Genomic DNA, 22,303 nt, shown 5'->3' with positions numbered 1-22,303 from the left:
TTTCGGTTTGAATAGCAATGCTCCGATGAAGCCGAAAATAATAGCTGCGGATACACCGGCGCTTGTTACTTTAAACATGCCGGTAATAACGCCAACGATGCCATGTTTTGCGGCTTCTTCCATTGCGCCGTGAACGAGGGCATTACCAAAGCTTGTAATAGGTACGGTTGCCCCAGCTCCAGCGAAGTCAATTAATGGTTCATACAAATTGAATCCATCTAATATAGCTCCAGCAACAACGAGTGTTGCCATTGTATGAGCGGGCGTTAGCTTGCCGACATCAAACATAAGTTGGCCGATTACACATATGAGTCCGCCAATGACGAAAGCCCAGAAAAAAATCATTGCGTTGCACCTCCGAATTCAATTGAAACGGCGTGAGCGATGCACGGAATCGTTTCTTCTTGTTGGAATGTAAGTGGAGATAGTAAAGCGCCTGTCGCAACGACAAGTATTTTTTTGAACTCTCCTCTTTTCATTCGGTTTAATAAATGACCGTACACGACTGTTGCGGAACATCCTGGTCCGCTAGCCCCAGCTATGACAGGTTGCCCTTCTCTATAAATGAGTAGCCCGCAATCTTGAAACTGTTCGCTCGTTACTTTCGTTCCGTGTTTATGTAGTAAGTCATAAGCAATTTCACGTCCTACATGCCCGAGGTCACCGGTTACGATTAAATCGTAGTAAGAGGCGTCAATTTGACGTTCGCGTAAGTGAGCTTCAATTGTATCGACGGCGGCTGGAGCCATTGCGCCTCCCATATTAAACGGATCTGTTAATCCCATATCAACCACTTTTCCGATTGTTGCGGATGTTACCCTAGGGCCATGTCCAGTATCGCTTAAAATAGCGGCTCCTGCTCCAGTTACTGTCCACTGTGCGGTAGGTGGCTTTTGTCCACCATATTCGGTAGGGTAGCGGAACTGTTTTTCTACAGCGGTGTTATGGCTTGATGCCCCGGTTAATAAATATTTTGCGCCTTTTGCATTTACGATACTCGCCCCAAGTGCTAAACCTTCCATAGAAGTAGAACAAGCGCCGAATAATCCGAGATAAGGAGTGCCCAGTGTACGGCAAGCAAAGCTTGTAGGGGTAATTTGATTAATTAAATCTCCTGCGAGTACAAATTGGATATCATCTTTACGAAGTTCTGCTTTTTCAGTGGCGCGGCTACAAGCTTCTTCGAATAAAATTTTATGTGCTTTTTCATAGGAATCTTGTCCGAGCCATAAATCTTCATGAAGGATATCGAAGTCTTCTGGGATTTTTCCTTTTGCTTCAAACGGCCCGCCGACGACTCCTGTCGAAATAATAACTGGTTTGTTTTCAAATACCCACGTTCGGTGTCCTTGTAACATTTATAGCCCTCCCCATTGAACGAGAATCGTTTTAATAAGTGCGATGACGAAAGCTGAAAATACACCAAATAAAATAACGGAGCCGGCTAATTTAAACATGTTAGCTCCAACACCAAGGACAAATCCCTCTGTTCGGTGTTCGATGCATGCTGCGATAACAGAGTTACCAAATCCAGTGACAGGTACAGCTGTTCCAGCACCTGCAAATTGACCGAGACGATCATATACACCGAATCCAGTTAGTAACATCGAGATGAAAATAAGAGTTGCTACTGTTGGATTCCCTGCTGAGCGTTCAGTGAAATCGAAATACGTAATATAAAAAGTAGAAATGAGTTGCCCAATTAGGCAAATGAAACCACCAACGAAAAAGGCTTTTATACAGTTTTTTAAGACAGGACGCTTCGGTTCGCGTTCTTGCTCGAATTTTTTATATTCCTGTTGTACAGGGGTTAAGTTTTTATCTTTACTAGACATTTAAATCCTTCCTTTTCTATTCGAAAGCGTTAAGTGTTAGATTCCATTTCTGATCCGATAAGTTTTAACTGTTTTTTGATTTCATCTTTAGATATTTCTTTTTTCTTGATTCTGTTTTCAAGCTTTTCGAGTAACATAAAGATTTTTTTATCGGTGCTAACACGAACATCGAAAGTGGGATATTCGTCACTTAGTTGCTTTTGAAGTTTCTTGCGTAAAGGTTTTAACCCAAATCGTTCATGATGCTCAGGCTTAACTGCTATGTAGAGATCTAAATTTGAATTCACAGCTGCGCTCTTTATAATTTCATCCATAGCGAGAGCTCTTTTCTTCGCTCCCTGTGATATAGATTGATTAAAGGATTCCGTACTCGTCTTTGTTAATTTGGGACCTTTCTCTTTCTCTGTTCGTTTTGCTTCTTCTTTTTTTACCTTTTTATCTAATGGGCTGTGATCACAACCGGTAAAAGAACTAAATAGAAGTATAAATAACGCGGTAATGAGTCCGATCTTTCGCATAATCATCATTCCATTTCTATTGCAATATGTAATGTGATAGAAAAAGGATGACTGCATATCACCCTTTTTCTATTTCACAGCAAGACTGATTCGTTATTGCTGTGAGTATTGTGGTTCTTCTTGTTGGACTTCTTCAACACGTGGGTTTAAAGAATCGATAATTGTTTGTGTTTGCTGCGCAGCTGTTTGGAAAAGTTGCTTAGCTTGTTGGTTATCCGTATCAAGAGCGAATCCCTCTAAGCTAGCTTGTGCACTTTTTAATCCAGAAACAGTTTGCTTTAATTTCGTAATTACAGTCATTGAATGAAGCCCCCTTTGGAATATCAATTCAAAGATTATAATTTGTGAGTTGGAGTGAATTTATGATTGGGAATTTTAGGGATGAAGCATCTGAGCATTACAATTTTGTAATGAACATGTAAGGAAAAGCGATAGTGACAAAAACTTTTTTCTCCTAGAATAAAGAAGGTAAAATAAGTTAAAAGCATATTTTAAGGAGAGAAAAATGAAGAAATTATTATTGGGTTTAATTGGAGTTTTTATATTAGTTATTGGTGTGGCAAGTGTTTCTCATAATGAGATAACAGATAGATACAATCCGCTTGTGAAAGAGGACTTTGTATATGTAAAAGCGAAAGAATCTGGCCGACTATCCAAAATTGGAGAGGTAGCTGGGGATTATAAACTAATGGGTTATTATACTTCAGGTGAAGAGAGAGATGTTAAGTTTTATGCACCTCGTGGACTTAGAGAGGGAGCGTATGTAAAGGTTAAAACAAAAGGTGAATATATTGAAACATATCAAGAAGTACAGCCGAATGAAATTCCAAAAGAGATTAAAGAGAAACTAGATAAATAAGACCGTTAAGAATTGCCTCCTAAATATAGAAATTAGGGGGCTTTTTTATGTGAAAAATAGTGTATATATAAAGTGCAATCAAAGAGTTTTTATTGATTTAAATGGTTTTTATTGCTATTATTATGAAGAGAAAATGAAGTGTATTTTATAATCATGCGCCCATAGCTCAGTCGGATAGAGCGGTGGTTTCCGGTACCACGTCTGCCGGGGGTTCGAATCCCTCTGGGCGCGTCAAAAAGTCCTAACTTACGTTTTGTAGGTTAGGACTTTTTTTATTTCCCTCTTGTTATATCTGATAATAAGATTTACTATTAGTACTTGGTTATAATTAAATTCCGTTATTATTTTCTTTCAATATTATTCAAATTTCGGTTTTAAGTTGTAAATCTCATTAATACATATAAATTAATAATATTTTGGAATGGGTGTCTGTGATAGCATTCTCCTTTTACCAAACTTATTGTACAATAGAAACAAGGGGGAGATTAGTTTGAAGGCAAGTCTTTTACAAGAACAAAGCTTACGTTTGGCAATGACACAAGAGTTAAGGCAAGCGATTACAATGCTCCAGTATAATGTACAAGAATTATCGGAGTTTTTGTATGAGCAATCGTTAGAGAATCCCCTTATTGAGTTAGGTGGTTTTGAGAGGGAGAAGAAAAAGAGCTCTAACAACAGTAAAAGTACCAGCAAACAAGTCGAGAATCAGATGGAAATCTACAGTGTGGATTCTACAACGATTCAGCAACATTTATTAAATCAAATACAGTATTATAAAATAGAGGAAGAAGAGCGAAAAGTAGCTTTTTTCATTATTATGAACATGGATGGAAATGGGTATTTACAAGAAACGAATGAGGAGTTAGCAAATCTCCTTTCCGCACCGCTACATGTAGTTGACCGCTCTGTAGAGCTTGTCCAATCACTTGAGCCAGCAGGGGTAGGAGCGCGTAATATTCAGGAATGTCTAACTTTGCAATTGAAGCGCTTACAAAGACGAAATGGATTAGCAGAAGAGGTTGTAGAAGATCATTTCGCTTATTTCGTGAAGAAAGATTGGCGAAAGCTCGTTCAAGTGCTGAAGTGTAGTAATGAGGAATTGCAATCGGCGGTGAACTGTATTACGTCATTACAGCCGAAACCAGGTCTTGCGTTTTCTTCTGATAAACCACTTTATATTGTGCCTGATATGGCTGTGAAAAAAGATGGTGATCGTCTCGTTTTACAAATGAATGAGAGAAATATGCCGAGAATTGAAATTCATTCTGAATATAGTGCGCTTCTTAATAATAGTGAAAGTGAAGTAGCATCTTACGTTTCAGAAAAGTATCAGCATGTACAGTGGATTATGCGTAGTTTGAAACAAAGAAAACAAACGCTTTTGCAAGTGATGACCATTATTATGGAAAAACAACGTGATTTCTTCTGGAAAGGTCCGGAGTATTTAAAGCCACTTGCTTTAAAAGAAGTAGCAGAAGAGTTAAGCGTCCATGAATCGACAATTAGTCGGGCAACGCGAAATAAATATGTGCAAACACCACACGGTTTATTTGAGATGAAATCGTTCTTTAGTAATGCCGTTTCGACTACTGAAGATGAAGCGGTTTCTACAAAGCGTGTAAAACAATTTATTCAAACGCTTGTTGAGGCGGAGAATAAGAAAAAGCCACTTTCAGACCAAAAGATTTCAAAATTGTTAGAAGAAGAGCATGAAATCGTTATTTCTCGAAGAACAGTGGCGAAGTATAGGGAGCAAATGCACATCCCAGCGTCGTCATTACGAAAAACGATCGGATAGGTGAAGAAGATGAAAGTTGTACTGTATACAAAAAATGATTGTGGCCTTTGCGTGAAGGCGAAACAAGTTTTACAGGAAGTACAATGTGAATATTCTTTTCAAATTGAGGAAATAGATATATATGAAGATAATGACCTTTTAGAAACATATCACCTAATGATTCCGGTTGTAGAAATAGACGGAAAACAAGTAGAATATGGTAACATTCACAAAGGTGTCATAATAAACTATATAAAGAATGCAGTTAAGAGTTGAATAAGTTTCTATCTCCTGTTACAATAATACACGTAGCAGGGATTATTTTTTTAACCTATGTGGGACACAAAATGTCACTACGGGACGTAAAGTGACCACGAGGGAAAATGAACCGATGTAGTGAGGAGAAAAGATATGCGCTCATGGATTCAGAACACAAAAAAATTATTACCTGATCTGCTACCTGTTATGCAAACGAGAATGCAAATTCTTCAATACATTAGGCTTATGCAGCCGATTGGAAGAAGAAATTTATCAGCAAGTCTCGGTATGACAGAACGAGTATTGCGAAGTGAAGTTCAAGTTTTGAAAGAACAAAACTTAGTTCACGTCGCTTCTTCTGGAATGACTTTGACAGAAGAAGGAACAGCTTTAGTTCTTGCTTTGGAAGACTTTATGAAAGAAATTTCCGGGTTAAAGGTTTTAGAAAAGCAACTTAAGGAAACATTAGACTTGGATGAAGTTTTCGTTGTCCCTGGTGATAGTGATGAATCGCCTTGGGTCAAACTGGAGATGGGCCGTGCTTGTGTGACTTGTATAAAAGACCGTCTGACAGCGAATAATATCGTTGCTGTGGCTGGAGGAACTACGCTAGCTGCTGTTGCGGACATGATGCAGCTTGATTGCAAAGATTTACATATGCTATTTGTCCCAGCACGTGGTGGAATTGGAGAAGGCGTCGAGTTAGAAGCCAATACTATTTGTGCCAAGATGGCGCAAAATACGATGAGTAATTATCGCTTATTGTATGTTCCAGACCATGTTAGCAGCGAAGCATATGCGTCTATTGTGACAGAGCCTTCCGTGAAAGAAGTTCTTGAGTTGATTCGATCTTCCAATATCGTCATTCATGGAATAGGTGATGCGTTAACAATGGCACGTCGCAGAAATACTTCAGAAGCAGATTGGTTAAAGATTCAGGCAAGCGAAGCAGTTGGCGAAGCTTTCGGTTACTACTTTAATGAACAAGGAAATGTTGTTCATAAAGTAAGAACAGTTGGTATGCAACTAGAGGATTTACAAAATGTATCTCACGTTGTTGCAGTCGCTGGAGGTTCTTCAAAGGCAAAGGCAATACAGGCTGTAATTAAACAAGGGCACACTTCAATTCTAATTACAGATGAAGGTGCAGCAAAACAATTAACAAAGGGTATTACCCTTTAATATAATCCCCCAAGGAGGAAATTCAAATGACTAAAATTGGTATTAATGGATTTGGACGTATCGGACGTAACGTATTCCGCGCAGCACTTAACAACCCAGAGGTAGAAGTAGTAGCAATCAACGACTTAACAGATGCTAAAACTTTAGCTCACCTTTTAAAATATGACACAGTTCACGGAACTTTAAACGCAGAAGTATCTGCTAACGAAAGCAGCATCGTTGTTAACGGTAAAGAAATCAAAGTTATCGCTGAGCGTGACCCAGCACAATTACCATGGAGCGACTACGGAGTAGAAATCGTAGTAGAATCTACTGGTCGTTTCACTAAAAAAGCAGACGCTGAAAAACACTTAGGTGGATCAGTTAAAAAAGTTATCATCTCAGCTCCAGCTTCTGACGAAGATATCACTGTAGTTATGGGTGTTAACCACGAACAATACGATGCAGCTAGCCACAACGTAGTATCTAACGCTTCTTGTACTACAAACTGCTTAGCTCCATTTGCTAAAGTATTAAACGAAAAATTCGGCGTAAAACGCGGAATGATGACAACAATTCACTCTTACACTAACGACCAACAAATCTTAGACTTACCACACAAAGATTTACGTCGTGCTCGTGCAGCAGCTGAAAACATGATCCCAACATCTACTGGTGCAGCTAAAGCAGTAGCATTAGTATTACCAGAACTTAAAGGTAAATTAAACGGTGGCGCTGTACGTGTTCCAACTGCTAACGTTTCTCTAGTTGACCTAGTTGTTGAACTTGACAAAGAAGTAACAGTTGAAGAAGTAAATGCAGCATTCAAAGCAGCAGCTGAAGGCGAATTAAAAGGTATCCTTGGATACAGCGAAGAGCCATTAGTATCTATCGACTATAACGGATGTACAGCTTCTTCTACAATCGATGCATTATCTACAATGGTAATGGAAGGTAACATGGTTAAAGTACTTTCTTGGTACGATAACGAAACTGGTTACTCTAACCGCGTAGTAGACCTAGCAGCTTACATGACTTCAAAAGGTCTTTAATTCTTAATTATATAAGTTATCAATGACAAAACGAGGGAGAGGGTTTGTTCCCTCTCTCTCTTCTTTCGTTTTAAAAGCAAATGTGTTAAGCTTTTGAGTGGGTTTTGTCAATCCTAACTAGTAGTCGGAGGGAAATCCAATGAACAAAAAATCAATTCGTGACGTAGATTTAAAAGGTAAGCGTGTATTTTGCCGCGTTGACTTCAACGTACCTATGAAAGAAGGCAAAATTACAGATGAAACTCGTATCCGTGCAGCTCTTCCTACAATTCAATATTTAGTAGAGCAAGGTGCGAAAGTTATTTTAGCAAGCCACTTAGGCCGTCCAAAAGGTCAAGTAGTAGAAGAAATGCGTTTAACTCCAGTAGCAGCACGTTTAGGCGAGCTTCTTGGTAAAGACGTTAAAAAAGCAGACGAAGCATTCGGACCAGCTGTACAAGAAATGGTTGCAGCAATGAACGAAGGCGACGTATTAGTTCTTGAAAACGTACGTTTCTATGCGGGCGAAGAAAAGAACGATGCAGAACTTGCGAAAGAATTTGCAGCTCTTGCTGACATCTTCGTAAACGATGCATTCGGTGCAGCTCACCGTGCTCACGCTTCTACAGCAGGTATCGCGGACTACCTACCAGCAGTATCTGGTTTACTAATGGAAAAAGAGTTAGATGTTCTTGGAAAAGCACTTTCTAACCCAGATCGTCCATTCACAGCTATCATCGGTGGTGCGAAAGTAAAAGATAAAATCGGTGTAATTCGTCATCTATTAGACAAAGTAGATAACTTAATCATCGGTGGCGGACTTGCTTACACATTCGTTAAAGCTTTAGGTCATGAAATTGGTCTATCTCTATGTGAAGACGACAAGATTGAACTAGCTAAAGAATTTATGCAACTTGCAAAAGAAAAAGGCGTAAACTTCTACATGCCAGTTGATGTTGTAATCACTGAGGAATTCTCTGAAACTGCAACAACTAAAATCGTTAATATCGATTCTATCCCTTCTAACTGGGAAGGCGTGGACATCGGTCCTAAAACACGTGAAATTTATGCAGATGTAATTAAAAACTCTAAGCTTGTTGTATGGAATGGACCAATGGGTGTATTCGAAATGACTCCATTCGCAGAAGGTACAAAAGCAGTAGGACAAGCATTAGCAGATGCAGAAGGTACATACTCTGTTATCGGCGGTGGTGACTCTGCAGCAGCTGTTGAAAAATTCGGTATGGCTGATAAAATGAGCCACATTTCTACTGGCGGCGGTGCGTCATTAGAATTCATGGAAGGTAAAGAGCTTCCAGGTGTAGTTTGTCTTAACGACAAATAAGTAGCAGCCAAAGAAAAAGGACGGTGCAAAGCATGCGTAAACCAATTATCGCAGGTAACTGGAAAATGAATAAAACTCTATCTGAAGCAGTTAGCTTCGTAGAGGAAGTTAAAGGTCAAATCCCAGCAGCTTCAGCTGTTGATGCAGTAGTTTGCTCTCCAGCTCTATTCTTAGAGCGCCTTGTAGCAGCGACTGAAGGAACTGATTTACAAGTAGGTGCACAAAACATGCACTTCGAAAAAAATGGTGCATTTACTGGCGAAATTAGCCCAGTAGCACTTAGCGACTTAAAAGTAGGCTACGTAGTACTTGGCCACTCTGAGCGTCGTGAAATGTTTGCTGAAACAGATGAGTCAGTAAACAAAAAGACTATCGCAGCATTTGAACATGGTTTAACACCAATCGTATGTTGTGGTGAGACTTTAGAAGAGCGCGAAAGCGGAAAAACATTTGATCTAGTAGCAGGTCAAGTGACAAAAGCACTTGCAGGTTTAACTGAAGAGCAAGTTAAAGCAACTGTTATCGCTTATGAGCCAATCTGGGCTATCGGTACAGGTAAATCTTCTTCTTCTGCAGATGCAAACGAAGTATGTGCGCACATCCGTAAAGTTGTTGCAGAGGCTGTTTCTCCAGCTGCTGCAGAAGCTGTTCGTATTCAATACGGCGGTAGCGTAAAACCAGAAAACATTAAAGAGTACATGGCACAATCTGACATCGACGGCGCTTTAGTTGGCGGTGCTAGCTTAGAGCCTGCTTCGTTCTTAGGTCTTCTGGAGGCGGTAAAATGAGAAAGCCAACAGCTCTAATTATTCTTGACGGTTTCGGACTTCGTGAAGAAACTTACGGGAATGCTGTAGCACAAGCTAAGAAACCTAATTTTGATGGTTACTGGAACAAATTCCCTCACACAACGCTTACAGCTTGTGGTGAGGCAGTAGGTCTTCCAGAAGGTCAAATGGGTAACTCTGAGGTTGGTCACTTAAATATCGGTGCTGGCCGCATTGTATATCAAAGCTTAACACGCGTAAACGTTGCAATTCGTGAAGGTGAGTTCGACAAGAACGAAACGTTCCAAAGTGCAATTAAAAGCGTAAAAGAAAAAGGTACTGCACTTCATTTATTCGGTTTACTTTCTGACGGTGGTGTGCACAGTCACATGAACCACATGTTTGCTCTTCTTCGCTTAGCAGCTAAAGAAGGCGTTGAGAAAGTATACATTCATGCATTCTTAGATGGCCGCGATGTTGGACCAAAAACAGCACAAAGCTATATTGATGCAACAAATGAAGTAATTAAAGAAACAGGAGTAGGACAATTCGCGACTATCTCTGGTCGTTATTACTCCATGGACCGTGACAAGCGTTGGGATCGCGTAGAAAAATGTTACCGTGCTATGGTGAATGGTGAAGGCCCTACTTATAAATCAGCAGAAGAGTGTGTAGAAGACTCTTATGCAAATGGTATCTACGATGAATTCGTATTGCCGTCTGTAATTGTTAACGAAGATAACACGCCAGTTGCAACAATCAATGATGATGATGCAGTTATCTTCTATAACTTCCGTCCAGACCGTGCAATTCAAATTGCTCGTGTATTTACAAACGAAGACTTCCGTGAGTTCGATCGTGGTGAAAAAGTACCTCACATTCCAGAATTCGTATGTATGACACACTTTAGTGAAACAGTAGATGGTTACGTGGCATTCAAGCCAATGAACCTTGATAACACTTTAGGTGAAGTTGTTGCGCAAGCGGGATTAAAGCAACTTCGCATCGCGGAAACTGAAAAGTATCCGCACGTTACATTCTTCTTTAGCGGTGGTCGTGAGGCTGAATTCCCAGGAGAAGAGCGTATTTTAATTAACTCACCGAAGGTTGCAACGTATGACTTGAAACCTGAAATGAGCATTTACGAAGTAACGGACGCTTTAGTAAATGAAATCGAAAATGATAAACATGATGTTATCATTCTTAACTTTGCGAACTGTGATATGGTTGGCCATTCTGGGATGATGGAACCAACAATTAAAGCAGTAGAAGCAACTGACGAATGTTTAGGAAAAGTTGTAGAAGCGATTCTTGCAAAAGATGGTGTAGCACTTATTACTGCTGACCATGGTAATGCTGACGAAGAATTAACTTCTGACGGAGAGCCAATGACAGCTCATACAACTAACCCGGTTCCTTTCATCGTTACGAAGAACGACGTAGAATTACGTGAAGGTGGTATCTTAGGTGATATCGCTCCAACAATGCTTACACTTCTTGGTGTTGAGCAACCGAAAGAAATGACAGGTAAAACAATTATTAAATAATTTGCTTATATAAAAAGGAGAGAATTTATTATGTCAACAATTATTGATGTTTATGCTCGCGAAGTCCTTGACTCTCGTGGTAACCCAACTGTAGAAGTAGAAGTTTACACAGAAAGCGGCGCTTTCGGACGCGCTATCGTACCAAGTGGTGCATCTACTGGTGAACACGAAGCAGTAGAATTACGTGACGGTGACAAATCTCGTTACCTTGGTAAAGGTGTTGTTAACGCAGTAAACAACGTTAACGAAATTATCGCTCCAGAAATCGTTGGTTTCGACGTAACTGACCAAGCTGGTATCGACCGTGCTATGATCGAATTAGATGGCACTCCAAACAAAGGTAAACTAGGCGCTAACGCTATCCTTGGTGTATCTATGGCAGTAGCTCACGCAGCAGCTGACTTCGTAGGTCTTCCATTATACCGTTACCTTGGTGGATTCAATGCAAAACAATTACCAACTCCAATGATGAACATCATCAACGGTGGTTCTCACGCTGATAACAACGTAGACTTCCAAGAGTTCATGATCTTACCAGTTGGTGCTCCAACATTCAAAGAATCAATCCGTATGGGTGCTGAAGTATTCCATGCACTTAAAGCTGTATTACATGACAAAGGTCTTAACACTGCAGTAGGTGACGAAGGTGGATTCGCTCCAAACCTTGGTTCTAACCGTGAAGCATTAGAAGTAATTATCGAAGCTATCGAAAAAGCTGGTTACAAAGCTGGCGAGAACGTATTCTTAGGAATGGACGTTGCTTCTTCTGAGTTCTACAACAAAGAAACTGGTAAATATGACCTTGCAGGCGAAGGCCGTACTGGCTTAACTTCTGCAGAAATGGTTGATTTCTACGAAGAGCTTTGCAAAGACTTCCCAATCATCTCTATCGAAGATGGTTTAGACGAAAACGACTGGGATGGTCACAAATTATTAACTGAGCGTATCGGTGATAAAGTACAATTAGTTGGTGACGACTTATTCGTAACTAACACTCAAAAACTTGCTGAAGGTATCGAAAAAGGTATCTCTAACTCAATCTTAATTAAAGTTAACCAAATCGGTACTTTAACTGAGACTTTCGAAGCTATCGAAATGGCTAAACGTGCTGGTTACACAGCAGTTGTATCTCACCGTTCTGGTGAAACTGAAGATGCTACAATCGCTGACATCGCAGTTGCAACTAACGCTGGCCAAATCAAAACTGGTTCTATGAGCCGTACTGACCGTATTGCTAAGTACAACCAATTATTACGCATCGAAGACGAACTAGGCGAAATCGCTGTTTACGATGGTATCAAATCTTTCTACAACATCAAACGATAATTGTAGAAAATAACGACAGACCGTGAGAAATCACGGTCTGTTTTTTTATGTTAAAATTCTTCCCCCGTCATAAGTGACATGAAATGTTTAAAGAAGCGGTTATAATCAAAATCAATTGCGATTTGATGAATCGGCCGATCAATAAATGGTTTAGATTCTTCTAAAGAGCGGAATTCCCCAATGCTTGCCCCTTGTGCATAAGATTCGGTCATGATAACGATAGGTGATTTGTGATACGTAAACATAGAGTTATCAAGTAAAGCGAGTATTGGCATTGTGTCATGGAAGGGGCTACCCTTTAAATGTGGTAGAGCATTTTTATAATAACTATAGTAATAATGATCGAATAAAGGTTTGACGAGTGGGGCTTTTCCTTTTGCTTCAATATATTCAGCCATTTCTGGTGTAATGATGGAATATTGGGTGACGTTTAATGGATAGATGTACATGTTAGGTGAGGATTGAAGGACTATATTAGCGGCAGCAGGATCACCATAAAAGTTTGCTTCAGAAATAGGGGTAACATTACCCGGGTGTAAAAAGGCACCGCCCATTATGTAGTAAGATTTAATTTGCTTCATTAACTGTTTACATACGATGAATAAAATTGCGAGGGAGGTAAGTCTTCCTAAACTTACAATGATTACTTCACCTTTATACTGTTCAATAAGAGGAATAACTTCGAAAAAATTCTCCATTTCCCCGTTAGTTACATTCCCTTTTGGAATAATTGGCCCGAGCCCTTGTTTCCCATGTACATCGGTAAAAAAAGCAGGTGGGGCACCAGTAAGTGGACGCTCTGACCCACCAAATATCTTAATATTTCTATTCATTGTTTCATTCTTAAGAAAATGAGCATTTTGTACGGCCATCTCTTTTGGAACATTGCCGTAATCAGCAACAATGCCGATGATTTCTATTTCATCAATAAAGAATGCTAAGAGGAGAGCCATCGTATCATCAATCCCAGGATCACAAAAAATGAGAACTTTTTTGGGCATATGTTCACCACCTATCTTGTTTATCCCACTTTAATGGGCAGTAAGACCTCCACCTCGAAATACAGCGAATTAGTTCAACTAATAATCAGTGGGGGATAAAGAACCCCCACTGATTAAAGTTTCACTTTATATATATGTAAGCTTAAGGATAAAAAGATTATTTTATTGAAATAACAACCTTTAAAATTCAGAAAATAAAAACTTCTTATATTAGGTCAAGGTTTTTGACTTAATTTTCTTTTAGAAATGTAGTCATATCAAGGTTGTAAGCGTATAACATAGGCGTTTTTTGCTGTCAAGTTGATAAATTGCAGCTTTTTACAATTTATACTATGATAAAGATATTAACAGAAGATCGTATAAACAAGAGGGATGATGAACATGAAATTTACAAAGATTCTTGTCCAAATTGCTGCTCTTTACGTTTTTTATATGGTTGGAACTTGGGTACAAGAAATGTTAAATATTCCGATTCCAGGAAGTTTGATTGGAATGTTCCTCTTACTTGTTTTACTTAGCCTAAAAGTTCTTCCAGTGAAATGGTTCGATTTAGGAGCAGAAACACTCGTTGCTATTATGCCGTTTTTATTAATTCCGCCAACACTTGGCCTAATGAATTACGGTGCTTTTTTTATGAGTAAAGGAATTTCTCTTTTCATTACAATTGTAGCGAGTACATTTTTAATTATTATTGTCGCAGGACATACAGGACAATATCTTGCGAATAGAAAGGAAAGAGAGTCGCGATGAGCCAAATATTGATCGGAATCGGTTGGGTTATTTTTACGGTGCTATTATACCAATTATCTAAAAAAATCTATAAATTATTTCCAACACCATTCACCATTCCAATGCTTGTAGCAACAGGATTAATGGCTTTCTTATTTATTATGCTTGATATACCGTATCAACATTATATGGAAAGTGGTGGCGGTTGGATTGCAAAACTGCTCGGACCCGGTGTTGTAGCATTTGCAATTCCTCTTTATAAACAACGCCACGTTCTTCAAAAATATGTTGTACCGATTGCCGGCGGGGTACTAGTAGGTACAACAGTTGCCATTGCAAGTGACTTTGCTATTGCGTCACTTATGGGAACAGATAAAAGCTTAATTTTATCTTCTTTACCAAAATCAGTGACAATGCCAGTTGCGATGAGTGTTTCAGAGCAAGTTGGTGGTGTACCGTCATTAACAGCAGCCTTCGTTGTTATTGCAGGTATTACTGGAACGATTACCGGCCCGCTTTTATTAAAATGGAGCCGCGTTACAAACTCAGTTGGTAAAGGTATCGGATTTGGATGTGCTTCTCATATTATGGGCGTGATGAGAGCGATGAAAAATAATGAACATGAAGGTGTTATTGGATCGGTAACAATGACATTAACAGCGATTTTAACATGTTTGCTCGGGCCGCTATTTGCAATGATGTTCATGTAATAGAAGAAAAGCGAGAGCAACCTTATAGCTCTCGCTTTTCTATAGAATTTATGCTACAGTTACAATAACTGAATCTTTGTAGGAGGTACGCCAAGTGCATACGTTATTATCCGTTTTACTTATTATTGTATCGATTTTAATGATTGTTATGGTACTTATGCAGTCTAGTAATAGCTCAGGCCTTTCAGGTGCAATTTCAGGCGGTGCAGAGCAATTATTTGGTAAGCAAAAAGCACGTGGAATTGAAGCGGTATTAAACCGTATTACAATTGTTTTAGCTGTATTGTTCTTCGCATTAACAATTGGTGTTACGTACTTAAACTTATAGAATTGAAAGAAGAAGCGTTAGTAAGATGTACTAATGGTTCTTCTTTTTTTTGTTTTGTCATTTGAAAGATGTTTCTAATTAGATTATAGAAATATAAATATGGTACACTAGATATAGAAAGAATACGACTAGATTACAGAAGAGAAAGAGGAGAAGTACATGATGAAATTAGCATCTCCGAAACCATTTACATTTGAGGGTGGAGACCGCGCTGTTTTATTACTACATGGATTCACAGGAAACTCAGCTGATGTACGTATGTTAGGGCGTTTCTTAGAAAAGAAAGGCTACACTTGTCATGCCCCAATTTATAAAGGGCACGGTGTACCACCAGAAGAGCTTGTTCATACAGGTCCTGAAGATTGGTGGCAAGACGTAACGGAGGCATATCAGCTTTTAAAAGATAAAGGTTTTGAGAAAATTGCTGTCGTTGGATTGTCACTTGGCGGTGTATTTTCTCTAAAATTAGGTTATACAGTACCGGTTTTAGGTGTAGTGCCAATGTGTGCACCGATGTATATTAAGAGTGAAGAAACGATGTACCAAGGTATATTGGCATATGCCCGCGAATATAAAAAGCGTGAGCAAAAATCACCAGAGCAAATTGAACAAGAAATGTTGGAATTCCAAAAGACACCGATGAATACATTAAAAGCATTACAACAATTAATTGCTGACGTACGTAACAATGTGGACATGATTTATGCCCCAACATTTGTTGTACAAGCGCGTCATGATGAAATGATTAATACAGATAGTGCGAACATTATTTATAACGGTGTAGAATCAACGTTAAAAGACATTAAATGGTATGAAGACTCTACGCATGTCATTACACTTGATAAACAGCGTGACGAGCTACATGAGGATGTATATAACTTCTTGGAGCAACTAGATTGGTAAGATCTAGTTGCCTCTTTTTTTCATAAGGAATTTTTTGTGAAAACTGTAAAAATCATAAGGGGAGTATTGAAGTTTCGCTTTATACATCCCCTATCTTTCGGATACACTAAATAATATAAGGTTTTAAAGGAGGTATTTTTGCTTGGAAGAAATCATACAAGAACATATTGATAAGTTGTTATTATTTATGAGAGAAGAAGCGTATAAACCGCTAACGATACAAGAGTTAGAAGAGGCATTTGGAATTGAAGGTTCTGAGGGCTTTAAAGATTTCGTAAAGGCACTTGTAATGATGGAAGAGAAGGGACTTATTATTCGTACTCGTAGCAACCGTTACGGTCTGCCTGAAAAAATGAATTTAGTACGTGGTAAGTTAATTGGACATGCACGTGGCTTTGCATTCGTTGTACCAGACGAGAAGAAAACAGGAGACGACGATCTTTTCATCCCGCCTACAGAATTAAACGGTGCGCTTCATGGCGATACAGTATTAGCACGCCTTAGTTCCCAATCGAGTGGTTCGCGTCAAGAAGGTTCCATTGTACGCATTTTAGAACGCGGAACGAAAGAACTAGTTGGTACATATACAGAATCGAAAAACTTTGGATTTGTTATACCTGACAATAAGCGCTGGACGAGTGACATTTTCGTATTGAAAAGTGCATCAATGGGCGCTGTAGAAGGGCATAAAGTAGTTGTGAAAATTACGAGCTATCCAGAGAATCGTTTAAGTGCAGAAGGTGAAGTTATTCAAATTCTAGGTCATAAAAATGACCCAGGAGTAGATATTTTATCTGTCATCCATAAACATCATTTGCCTTTAGCATTCCCTGAAGAAGTGATGGAGCACGCAAACAGTGTACCAGAAACGATTTCAGAAGAAGATTTAAAAGATCGCCGTGATCTTCGTGACCAAATGATCGTAACAATTGACGGTGCAGACGCGAAAGATTTAGATGACGCTGTTACAGTAACGAAGCTCGAGAACGGTAACTATAAGCTTGGGGTTCATATTGCAGATGTAAGTCATTACGTTCAAGAAGGTTCTCCAATTGATGTAGAAGCAGCGGAGAGAGCGACGAGTATATACCTTGTTGACCGTGTAATTCCGATGATTCCGCATCGTCTATCTAACGGTATTTGTTCATTAAATCCGAAAGTAGACCGTCTGACGTTATCTTGTGAAATGGAAATCAACAATTTAGGTGACGTTGTAAAGCACGAGATTTTCCAAAGTGTAATTAAAACGACAGAGCGTATGACGTATGCTGACGTAAGAAGCATTTTAGAAGATGAGGACGAAGAATTAATTAAACGCTATGAGCCGTTAGTACCGATGTTTAAAGAGATGGGGCAATTAGCACAAATTTTACGTGAAAAACGTATGCGCCGCGGTGCAATCGACTTTGACTTTAAAGAAGCGAAAGTATTAGTAGATGAAGAAGGAAAACCGACTGATGTTGTCATGCGTGATCGTTCAGTATCAGAGAAGTTAATTGAAGAATTTATGCTTGTCGCGAACGAAACAGTAGCAGAGCACTTCCACTGGATGAACGTACCATTCATGTACCGTGTCCATGAAGATCCGAAAGAAGATAAGCTAGAGCGTTTCTTCGAGTTTGTAACGAACTTCGGATATGCAGTAAAAGGACGTGCAAATGAAGTACACCCTCGTGCGCTACAACAAATTCTTGAAATGGTTCAAGGGCAACCAGAAGAAGTAGTCATTTCGACAGTAATGCTTCGTTCTATGAAGCAAGCACGTTACGATGCAGAAAGCTTAGGACATTTTGGTCTATCAACTGAGTTCTACACGCATTTCACATCACCAATTCGTCGTTACCCAGATACGATTGTTCACAGATTGATTCGTGAATATATCATTAACGGTAAAGTCGACAATGAAACGCAAGCAAAATGGCGTGAAAAATTACCTGAGATTGCAGAGCACTCTTCTAATATGGAACGTCGTGCTGTTGAAGCTGAGCGTGAAACAGACGAGCTGAAAAAAGCAGAATATATGCTTGATAAGATTGGCGAAGAGTATGACGGTATGATTAGCTCTGTAACAAACTTCGGTTTATTCGTAGAGCTTCCAAATACAATTGAAGGTCTTGTACACGTTAGCTACTTAACGGATGATTACTATCGTTATGATGAGCAGCACTTCGCAATGATCGGAGAACGTACAGGTAACGTATTCCGCATCGGTGACGAAATTACAATTCGTGTTATTAACGTAAACAAAGACGAGCGTGCAATCGACTTTGAAATCGTTGGTATGAAAGGTACGCCTCGTCGTAAGTTCAAAGATCGTCCAGTCGTGATCGAACAACCAAGAACAGGCAGAAAGAAACGCGGCGGACGTAGCGAACGCAGTAATGAGCGCGGCGGAGAACGTGGCACAGGTAGAAAATTTGACCGTGGTGGCAAAGGTAAAGGAAGAGGATCTGCATCCGCGTCCGCTAGCCAACCAGGGAAAAAAGATGGTAACGGCAAGAAGAAAAAAGCATTCTTCGAAAACGTACCAGGATTCAAGAAGAAGAAGAAAAAGCGTAAGTAAGAAAAGGATGGCTTCGCTTTGATAAAAAGCGAGGCTTTTTCTTTTTTATTGGTGGCTCGAGAACGAGTCACTTTCGCTTTTTATGGGAATCCAGCTACAGTGGCTAGAATGTTCGGCGGCTTCGCTTCTTCCCGAGAGGCAAAGGGCGCCTCAAGGTCAGAAGCTCCATCCACCTCACATTCTAAGCGAGCCACTTTCGCTTTTTATTAACATTTGTTACAATAGTAAAAATAGAGGAGGGACGTTATATGCCAAAAGGTTCAGGTAAGGTTATTGCACAAAATAAAAAAGCATTTCATGATTATTTCATCGAAGAAACATACGAAGCAGGGCTTGTCCTTCAAGGAACGGAAATTAAGTCGATTCGCGCTGGACGCGTGAACTTGAAAGATGCATTTGCTCGTGTACATAATGGTGAAGTATGGGTTCATAATATGCATATTAGTACGTACGAGCAAGGAAATCGTTTCAACCATGATCCGCTTCGTACGAGAAAGTTACTTCTGCATAAAAAAGAAATTGATAAATTAGCAGGAGCTGCAAAAGAAACAGGATATGCATTAGTTCCACTTAAAATCTATTTGAAAAATGGATTCGCGAAAATGGCACTTGGTTTAGCAAAAGGTAAGAAACAATATGATAAGCGTCACGATTTAAAAGAGAAAGAAGCAAAACGTGAAATTGCACGCGCGTTCCGTGATCGCCAAAAGATGTAATACAGATATTTACATTTGTAAAACGGCGCGCGTATGTTATAATAACTTATGTAAGATTGTTGCACATTGAAAAACAGCTCTTAGTAGCTATCACGAAATTTTCTTCGTATGCTCCATTTTTATCATGGGGACGTTACGGATTCGACAGGGATAGTTCGAGCTTAGGTTGCGAGTCGAGGGGATCGGCCTCGTTAAAACGTCAAAGCCTATAATTGGCAAACAAAACAATCTTTCTTTAGCTGCTTAATTGCACTAAAGGTTCCTCCCTCCATCGTCCATGTGGTAGGGTAAGGGACTCAAACTAAGTGGACTACGCCGGAGTTCGCCGTCTGAGGACAAAGGAAGAGAACAACCAGACTAGCAACTTGGAAGCCTGTCGATAGGCCGAAGAGTTCGCGAAATGCTAATATATCGACTACACTCGTAGAAGCTTAAGTGCCGATATTTTTGGACGTGGGTTCGACTCCCACCGTCTCCACCAATACATATTTGGTGGTTTTTTATTTTGTATGATATGAACCATAATTTTGCCAGTTTGGTGAGGTTATGGTTCTTTTTGTTTTGTGCTTTTATAAAATACTTAAGTTGATAGGGATGAGGCAGTACCCCTGAAACAGAAAATAAAGAAATGGTTATGGATGATAAGCAGGTAGATACTATAGCTGCTCGTAAACGCCTGATTGGTGAGTTTCTATTAATAAAATCACTTTATTTAAATGTTAATATATTTTGTCTTTTTATCCATACCTATTGTAAGATTATATAGAGTTCTCCTAATAAGCTGTTATAATGACTTTTTTTAGGAGTTTAATACCTATAAATTTTAAATTATTTTTGGGGAATAATTTTTTATTTAACCAAGTTATATTGAAGTAGAGGTGAACCATCGGTGAGGCAGGTGTTAGTAATTAAGAATGAACGGTCTTTAGCGAAGAAAATCGTAAGTGGTTTAAAGCAAGAAGGCCATTTCATTTTAAAACTTCACAATGAAAACGAAGGTTTAAATATAGTATATGAACAAGATTGGGATATTATCATATTAGATTGGGATTCATTAAGCATATCCGGACCAGAAATTTGCAGGCAAATACGACTTGTTAAAATGACACCGATCATTATTGTGACCGACAATATTTCTAGCAAGGATTGCGTAGCAGGGTTACAAGCAGGAGCGGATGATTATATAAGAAAACCATTTGCGAAAGAAGAATTAGTAGCAAGAGTTCAAGCTATTTTAAGGCGAAGTGATTATACTCAGCAAAATGAGCCGAATTTTGTTCAGTTTAAAGATCTCCTTGTTGATGTATCTAGCAATATTGTGAAAAAAGGCGGTAAAAATCTCTCGCTTACGAAACGCGAGTACGACTTACTTGTATTTTTAATCAAGAATAAAAACACAATATTGAGCCGTGAAATGCTTTTGAATCAGGTTTGGGGATATAACGTAGTAGTAAATCCAAATGTAGTAGACTTATATATTGGATATGTAAGAAAAAAGTTAAAGTGTGAGAAGAAAGACAGATATATTCAAACGATACATGGCAGAGGCTATTCAATGATTGAATGATAAAATAGTTTATGTGAAATATAAAAAATTAGCTATTAATGGTCATTTTTTTTACAGTAGAAATCACAGTTTATAAGGTGCTAATCTACTGGTTAGTACGTGTGGGGGATGAATTTGTTGCGCATTAGTTGAGATTATATCTAAGTTATGTTTAATTTTATTAACTCACACCATTCACAAGATTTTCACAGAATTAATGACTATACTTATTTACAGGATATTCAAATGAAAATGATTATCAATATTGATTTAGGTGAATAGTAGTTACTATCTAATTCAATCTTTGGAAGTCATCATTTTCGAAATAAATTACATAATAAGGAGTATACGTATGAAAAAAACTATGCTTTTAAAATTAGTAAGTATTCTAGCAGTTTTCACTTTAATGTTAGTAGCCTGCTCAGATGCAGGTAAAGAAACTTCGAAGGCTACTAAAGGTAATGGTAGTGATAAGCCAAAAACGGTTGAAATCACTGATGCGCATGGAAAAGTTACTGTTCCTGTAAATCCAAAGAATGTAGTTGCTTTAGATAATAGAACTTTTGAAACTTTATCTGATTGGGGAATTAAATTAGCGGCTGCTCCAAAGGATGTAATGCCCGCTGATTCAGCATATGTAAAAGATAATTCAGTTCAAAATATTGGGAATCACCGCGAACCAAATCTTGAAATTATTGCAGCTGCAAACCCTGATCTTGTAATCGTTGGCCAAAGATTCGCTAGCCATTATCAAGAAATTAAAAAATTAGTACCAAATGCAGCAGTTATTGATCTTAACGTTGATGTTTCTGAGAAAGCTACTAAGCCTGGTGAAAACTTAGTAAAAGGACTTAAAGATTCTACAATTACTTTAGGAAAAATCTTTGATAAAGATAAAGAAGCTAAAAAATTAGTAGCTGATTTTGATAAATCTATTGAAAATGCAAAATCTGCTTATAACGGAAAAGATAAAGTTATGAGTGTTATCGTTACTGGTGGTAATATTGGTTTTGCTGCGCCGCACTCTGGTCGCGTTTGGGGACCAATGTATGAAATTTTCGGTTGGACTCCAGCGTTAGAAGTTTCTAATTCTACTGCAGGTCATAAAGGTGATGACGTTTCTGTTGAAGCTATCGCACAAACAAATCCTGATTGGCTGTTCGTATTAGATCGTGATGCTGCAACATCTGATGCAGCTAAGTCAGCTCCTGCTCAGGATGTTATTTCTAAATCACCAGCTCTTCAAAACACAACTGCTGTTTCTAAAAAACAAGTTATTTATGCACCAGCAGATACTTACACAAATGAATCAATTCAGACTTATATAGAGTTATTTGGAAATATCGCAAAAACTTTAGCTAAGTAGTGTAAAGGGGTACGAAG

General features: G+C 38.8%; 23 protein-coding genes, 1 tRNA gene and 1 other RNA gene. 19 read left to right on the top strand and 6 right to left on the bottom strand.

Annotated elements, in window-relative coordinates:
* The 5 genes from spoVAE to ACTFRN_RS24225 all read right to left on the bottom strand — a co-directional run.
* On the bottom strand, positions 1-345 hold a 345-nt coding region (spoVAE, locus tag ACTFRN_RS24245), incomplete at its 3' end, for a stage V sporulation protein AE (RefSeq protein ID WP_319608525.1).
* Positions 342-1,358, bottom strand: a complete 1,017-nt coding sequence (spoVAD, locus tag ACTFRN_RS24240) for a stage V sporulation protein AD (protein WP_000938952.1) — start codon at positions 1,356-1,358, stop codon at positions 342-344. The genes spoVAE and spoVAD, both read right to left, overlap by 4 nt.
* Complete coding sequence (gene spoVAC / locus ACTFRN_RS24235; RefSeq protein ID WP_000095406.1) at positions 1,359-1,835, bottom strand: stage V sporulation protein AC; 477 nt, start codon at positions 1,833-1,835, stop codon at positions 1,359-1,361.
* Positions 1,836-1,864: 29 nt separating this feature from the next.
* Positions 1,865-2,353 carry a YhcN/YlaJ family sporulation lipoprotein gene (locus tag ACTFRN_RS24230; protein ID WP_001226063.1) on the bottom strand — a complete coding sequence of 163 codons (489 nt, stop codon included), beginning with the start codon at positions 2,351-2,353 and terminating at the stop codon, positions 1,865-1,867.
* A gap of 93 nt (positions 2,354-2,446) precedes the next feature.
* Positions 2,447-2,653, bottom strand: coding sequence for a DUF1657 domain-containing protein (locus ACTFRN_RS24225; protein WP_000216166.1), 207 nt, complete (start codon positions 2,651-2,653; stop codon positions 2,447-2,449).
* A 205-nt stretch (positions 2,654-2,858) separates the two neighbouring features.
* Here ACTFRN_RS24225 and ACTFRN_RS24220 point away from each other — a divergent pair, with 205 nt between their 5' ends.
* The 10 genes from ACTFRN_RS24220 (at position 2,859) to eno (ending at position 12,424) form a co-directional block, all read left to right on the top strand.
* A complete protein-coding gene (locus ACTFRN_RS24220; RefSeq protein WP_000734942.1) occupies positions 2,859-3,212 on the top strand; it encodes a YxeA family protein in 354 nt (117 codons plus the stop codon).
* Positions 3,213-3,367: 155 nt separating this feature from the next.
* Positions 3,368-3,443, top strand: a tRNA-Arg gene (locus ACTFRN_RS24215).
* Between the two features lie 259 nt (positions 3,444-3,702).
* Positions 3,703-5,010 (top strand): RNA polymerase factor sigma-54, encoded by a 1,308-nt coding sequence (gene rpoN / locus ACTFRN_RS24210; protein WP_088106291.1) that lies wholly within the window; start codon positions 3,703-3,705, stop codon positions 5,008-5,010.
* Positions 5,011-5,019: 9 nt separating this feature from the next.
* Complete coding sequence (locus tag ACTFRN_RS24205; protein WP_000869739.1) at positions 5,020-5,265, top strand: glutaredoxin family protein; 246 nt, start codon at positions 5,020-5,022, stop codon at positions 5,263-5,265.
* 135 nt (positions 5,266-5,400) lie between these two features.
* Positions 5,401-6,429, top strand: a complete 1,029-nt coding sequence (gene cggR, locus ACTFRN_RS24200) for a gapA transcriptional regulator CggR (RefSeq protein ID WP_001258187.1) — start codon at positions 5,401-5,403, stop codon at positions 6,427-6,429.
* Positions 6,430-6,455: 26 nt separating this feature from the next.
* Positions 6,456-7,460: a type I glyceraldehyde-3-phosphate dehydrogenase gene (gap, locus tag ACTFRN_RS24195; protein WP_000161231.1), complete on the top strand. Its 1,005-nt coding sequence runs from the start codon at positions 6,456-6,458 to the stop codon at positions 7,458-7,460.
* Between the two features lie 139 nt (positions 7,461-7,599).
* Positions 7,600-8,784: a phosphoglycerate kinase gene (locus ACTFRN_RS24190; protein ID WP_001036347.1), complete on the top strand. Its 1,185-nt coding sequence runs from the start codon at positions 7,600-7,602 to the stop codon at positions 8,782-8,784.
* Positions 8,785-8,816: 32 nt separating this feature from the next.
* The gene (gene tpiA, locus ACTFRN_RS24185) at positions 8,817-9,572 is read left to right on the top strand and encodes a triose-phosphate isomerase (protein ID WP_001231036.1); all 756 of its coding nucleotides are present in this window, start codon (positions 8,817-8,819) and stop codon (positions 9,570-9,572) included.
* The gene (gene gpmI / locus ACTFRN_RS24180) at positions 9,569-11,098 is read left to right on the top strand and encodes a 2,3-bisphosphoglycerate-independent phosphoglycerate mutase (RefSeq protein WP_001231150.1); all 1,530 of its coding nucleotides are present in this window, start codon (positions 9,569-9,571) and stop codon (positions 11,096-11,098) included. Before tpiA ends, gpmI begins: the two co-directional genes overlap by 4 nt.
* Positions 11,099-11,128: 30 nt before the next feature.
* Positions 11,129-12,424 carry a phosphopyruvate hydratase gene (gene eno, locus ACTFRN_RS24175; protein WP_000103956.1) on the top strand — a complete coding sequence of 432 codons (1,296 nt, stop codon included), beginning with the start codon at positions 11,129-11,131 and terminating at the stop codon, positions 12,422-12,424.
* Between the two features lie 50 nt (positions 12,425-12,474).
* Here eno and ACTFRN_RS24170 read toward each other — a convergent pair whose 3' ends face one another.
* Positions 12,475-13,425, bottom strand: coding sequence for a nucleoside hydrolase (locus tag ACTFRN_RS24170; protein ID WP_088106292.1), 951 nt, complete (start codon positions 13,423-13,425; stop codon positions 12,475-12,477).
* A 381-nt stretch (positions 13,426-13,806) separates the two neighbouring features.
* Here ACTFRN_RS24170 and ACTFRN_RS24165 point away from each other — a divergent pair, with 381 nt between their 5' ends.
* The 9 genes from ACTFRN_RS24165 to ACTFRN_RS24125 all read left to right on the top strand — a co-directional run bounded on the left by ACTFRN_RS24165 (position 13,807) and on the right by ACTFRN_RS24125 (position 22,286).
* Positions 13,807-14,175: a CidA/LrgA family holin-like protein gene (locus tag ACTFRN_RS24165; RefSeq protein WP_000673220.1), complete on the top strand. Its 369-nt coding sequence runs from the start codon at positions 13,807-13,809 to the stop codon at positions 14,173-14,175.
* On the top strand, positions 14,172-14,864 hold the full coding sequence (locus ACTFRN_RS24160) for an LrgB family protein (RefSeq protein WP_000078293.1): 693 nt from the start codon (positions 14,172-14,174) through the stop codon (positions 14,862-14,864). Before ACTFRN_RS24165 ends, ACTFRN_RS24160 begins: the two co-directional genes overlap by 4 nt.
* 94 nt (positions 14,865-14,958) lie before the next feature.
* Positions 14,959-15,192 carry a preprotein translocase subunit SecG gene (secG, locus tag ACTFRN_RS24155; protein ID WP_000557262.1) on the top strand — a complete coding sequence of 78 codons (234 nt, stop codon included), beginning with the start codon at positions 14,959-14,961 and terminating at the stop codon, positions 15,190-15,192.
* 162 nt (positions 15,193-15,354) lie between these two features.
* Positions 15,355-16,095 (top strand): carboxylesterase, encoded by a 741-nt coding sequence (gene estA, locus ACTFRN_RS24150; RefSeq protein ID WP_000761976.1) that lies wholly within the window; start codon positions 15,355-15,357, stop codon positions 16,093-16,095.
* Positions 16,096-16,237: 142 nt separating this feature from the next.
* Positions 16,238-18,658, top strand: a complete 2,421-nt coding sequence (gene rnr, locus ACTFRN_RS24145) for a ribonuclease R (protein WP_000391075.1) — start codon at positions 16,238-16,240, stop codon at positions 18,656-18,658.
* Between the two features lie 248 nt (positions 18,659-18,906).
* The gene (smpB, locus tag ACTFRN_RS24140) at positions 18,907-19,374 is read left to right on the top strand and encodes an SsrA-binding protein (RefSeq protein WP_001123901.1); all 468 of its coding nucleotides are present in this window, start codon (positions 18,907-18,909) and stop codon (positions 19,372-19,374) included.
* A gap of 126 nt (positions 19,375-19,500) precedes the next feature.
* Positions 19,501-19,855, top strand: a transfer-messenger RNA (tmRNA) gene (ssrA, locus tag ACTFRN_RS24135).
* Positions 19,856-20,263: 408 nt separating this feature from the next.
* Positions 20,264-20,941, top strand: a complete 678-nt coding sequence (locus ACTFRN_RS24130; protein WP_088106293.1) for a response regulator transcription factor — start codon at positions 20,264-20,266, stop codon at positions 20,939-20,941.
* Between the two features lie 331 nt (positions 20,942-21,272).
* The gene (locus tag ACTFRN_RS24125; RefSeq protein WP_088106294.1) at positions 21,273-22,286 is read left to right on the top strand and encodes a siderophore ABC transporter substrate-binding protein; all 1,014 of its coding nucleotides are present in this window, start codon (positions 21,273-21,275) and stop codon (positions 22,284-22,286) included.
* Positions 22,287-22,303: the final 17 nt, after the last annotated feature.

Origin of the sequence: Bacillus cereus group sp. MYBK245-2 (assembly GCF_051916145.1) — a bacterium.
Lineage (GTDB): Bacteria > Bacillota > Bacilli > Bacillales > Bacillaceae_G > Bacillus_A > Bacillus_A pacificus.
Note: the sequence above shows the minus strand (reverse complement) of the source record. Positions and strands in the feature narration are given on the sequence as shown.

What these genes read in the sequence shown, in the direction of transcription:
- spoVAD (WP_000938952.1), bottom strand. Translation starts at nt 1,358, where the DNA reads ATGTTACAAGGACACCGAACGTGGGTATTTGAAAACAAACCAGTTATT.
- spoVAC (WP_000095406.1), bottom strand. Translation starts at nt 1,835, where the DNA reads ATGTCTAGTAAAGATAAAAACTTAACCCCTGTACAACAGGAATATAAA.
- ACTFRN_RS24230 (WP_001226063.1), bottom strand. Translation starts at nt 2,353, where the DNA reads ATGCGAAAGATCGGACTCATTACCGCGTTATTTATACTTCTATTTAGT.
- ACTFRN_RS24225 (WP_000216166.1), bottom strand. Translation starts at nt 2,653, where the DNA reads ATGACTGTAATTACGAAATTAAAGCAAACTGTTTCTGGATTAAAAAGT.
- ACTFRN_RS24220 (WP_000734942.1), top strand. Translation starts at nt 2,859, where the DNA reads ATGAAGAAATTATTATTGGGTTTAATTGGAGTTTTTATATTAGTTATT.
- ACTFRN_RS24205 (WP_000869739.1), top strand. Translation starts at nt 5,020, where the DNA reads ATGAAAGTTGTACTGTATACAAAAAATGATTGTGGCCTTTGCGTGAAG.
- cggR (WP_001258187.1), top strand. Translation starts at nt 5,401, where the DNA reads ATGCGCTCATGGATTCAGAACACAAAAAAATTATTACCTGATCTGCTA.
- gap (WP_000161231.1), top strand. Translation starts at nt 6,456, where the DNA reads ATGACTAAAATTGGTATTAATGGATTTGGACGTATCGGACGTAACGTA.
- ACTFRN_RS24190 (WP_001036347.1), top strand. Translation starts at nt 7,600, where the DNA reads ATGAACAAAAAATCAATTCGTGACGTAGATTTAAAAGGTAAGCGTGTA.
- tpiA (WP_001231036.1), top strand. Translation starts at nt 8,817, where the DNA reads ATGCGTAAACCAATTATCGCAGGTAACTGGAAAATGAATAAAACTCTA.
- gpmI (WP_001231150.1), top strand. Translation starts at nt 9,569, where the DNA reads ATGAGAAAGCCAACAGCTCTAATTATTCTTGACGGTTTCGGACTTCGT.
- eno (WP_000103956.1), top strand. Translation starts at nt 11,129, where the DNA reads ATGTCAACAATTATTGATGTTTATGCTCGCGAAGTCCTTGACTCTCGT.
- ACTFRN_RS24170 (WP_088106292.1), bottom strand. Translation starts at nt 13,425, where the DNA reads ATGCCCAAAAAAGTTCTCATTTTTTGTGATCCTGGGATTGATGATACG.
- ACTFRN_RS24165 (WP_000673220.1), top strand. Translation starts at nt 13,807, where the DNA reads ATGAAATTTACAAAGATTCTTGTCCAAATTGCTGCTCTTTACGTTTTT.
- ACTFRN_RS24160 (WP_000078293.1), top strand. Translation starts at nt 14,172, where the DNA reads ATGAGCCAAATATTGATCGGAATCGGTTGGGTTATTTTTACGGTGCTA.
- estA (WP_000761976.1), top strand. Translation starts at nt 15,355, where the DNA reads ATGAAATTAGCATCTCCGAAACCATTTACATTTGAGGGTGGAGACCGC.
- smpB (WP_001123901.1), top strand. Translation starts at nt 18,907, where the DNA reads ATGCCAAAAGGTTCAGGTAAGGTTATTGCACAAAATAAAAAAGCATTT.
- ACTFRN_RS24125 (WP_088106294.1), top strand. Translation starts at nt 21,273, where the DNA reads ATGAAAAAAACTATGCTTTTAAAATTAGTAAGTATTCTAGCAGTTTTC.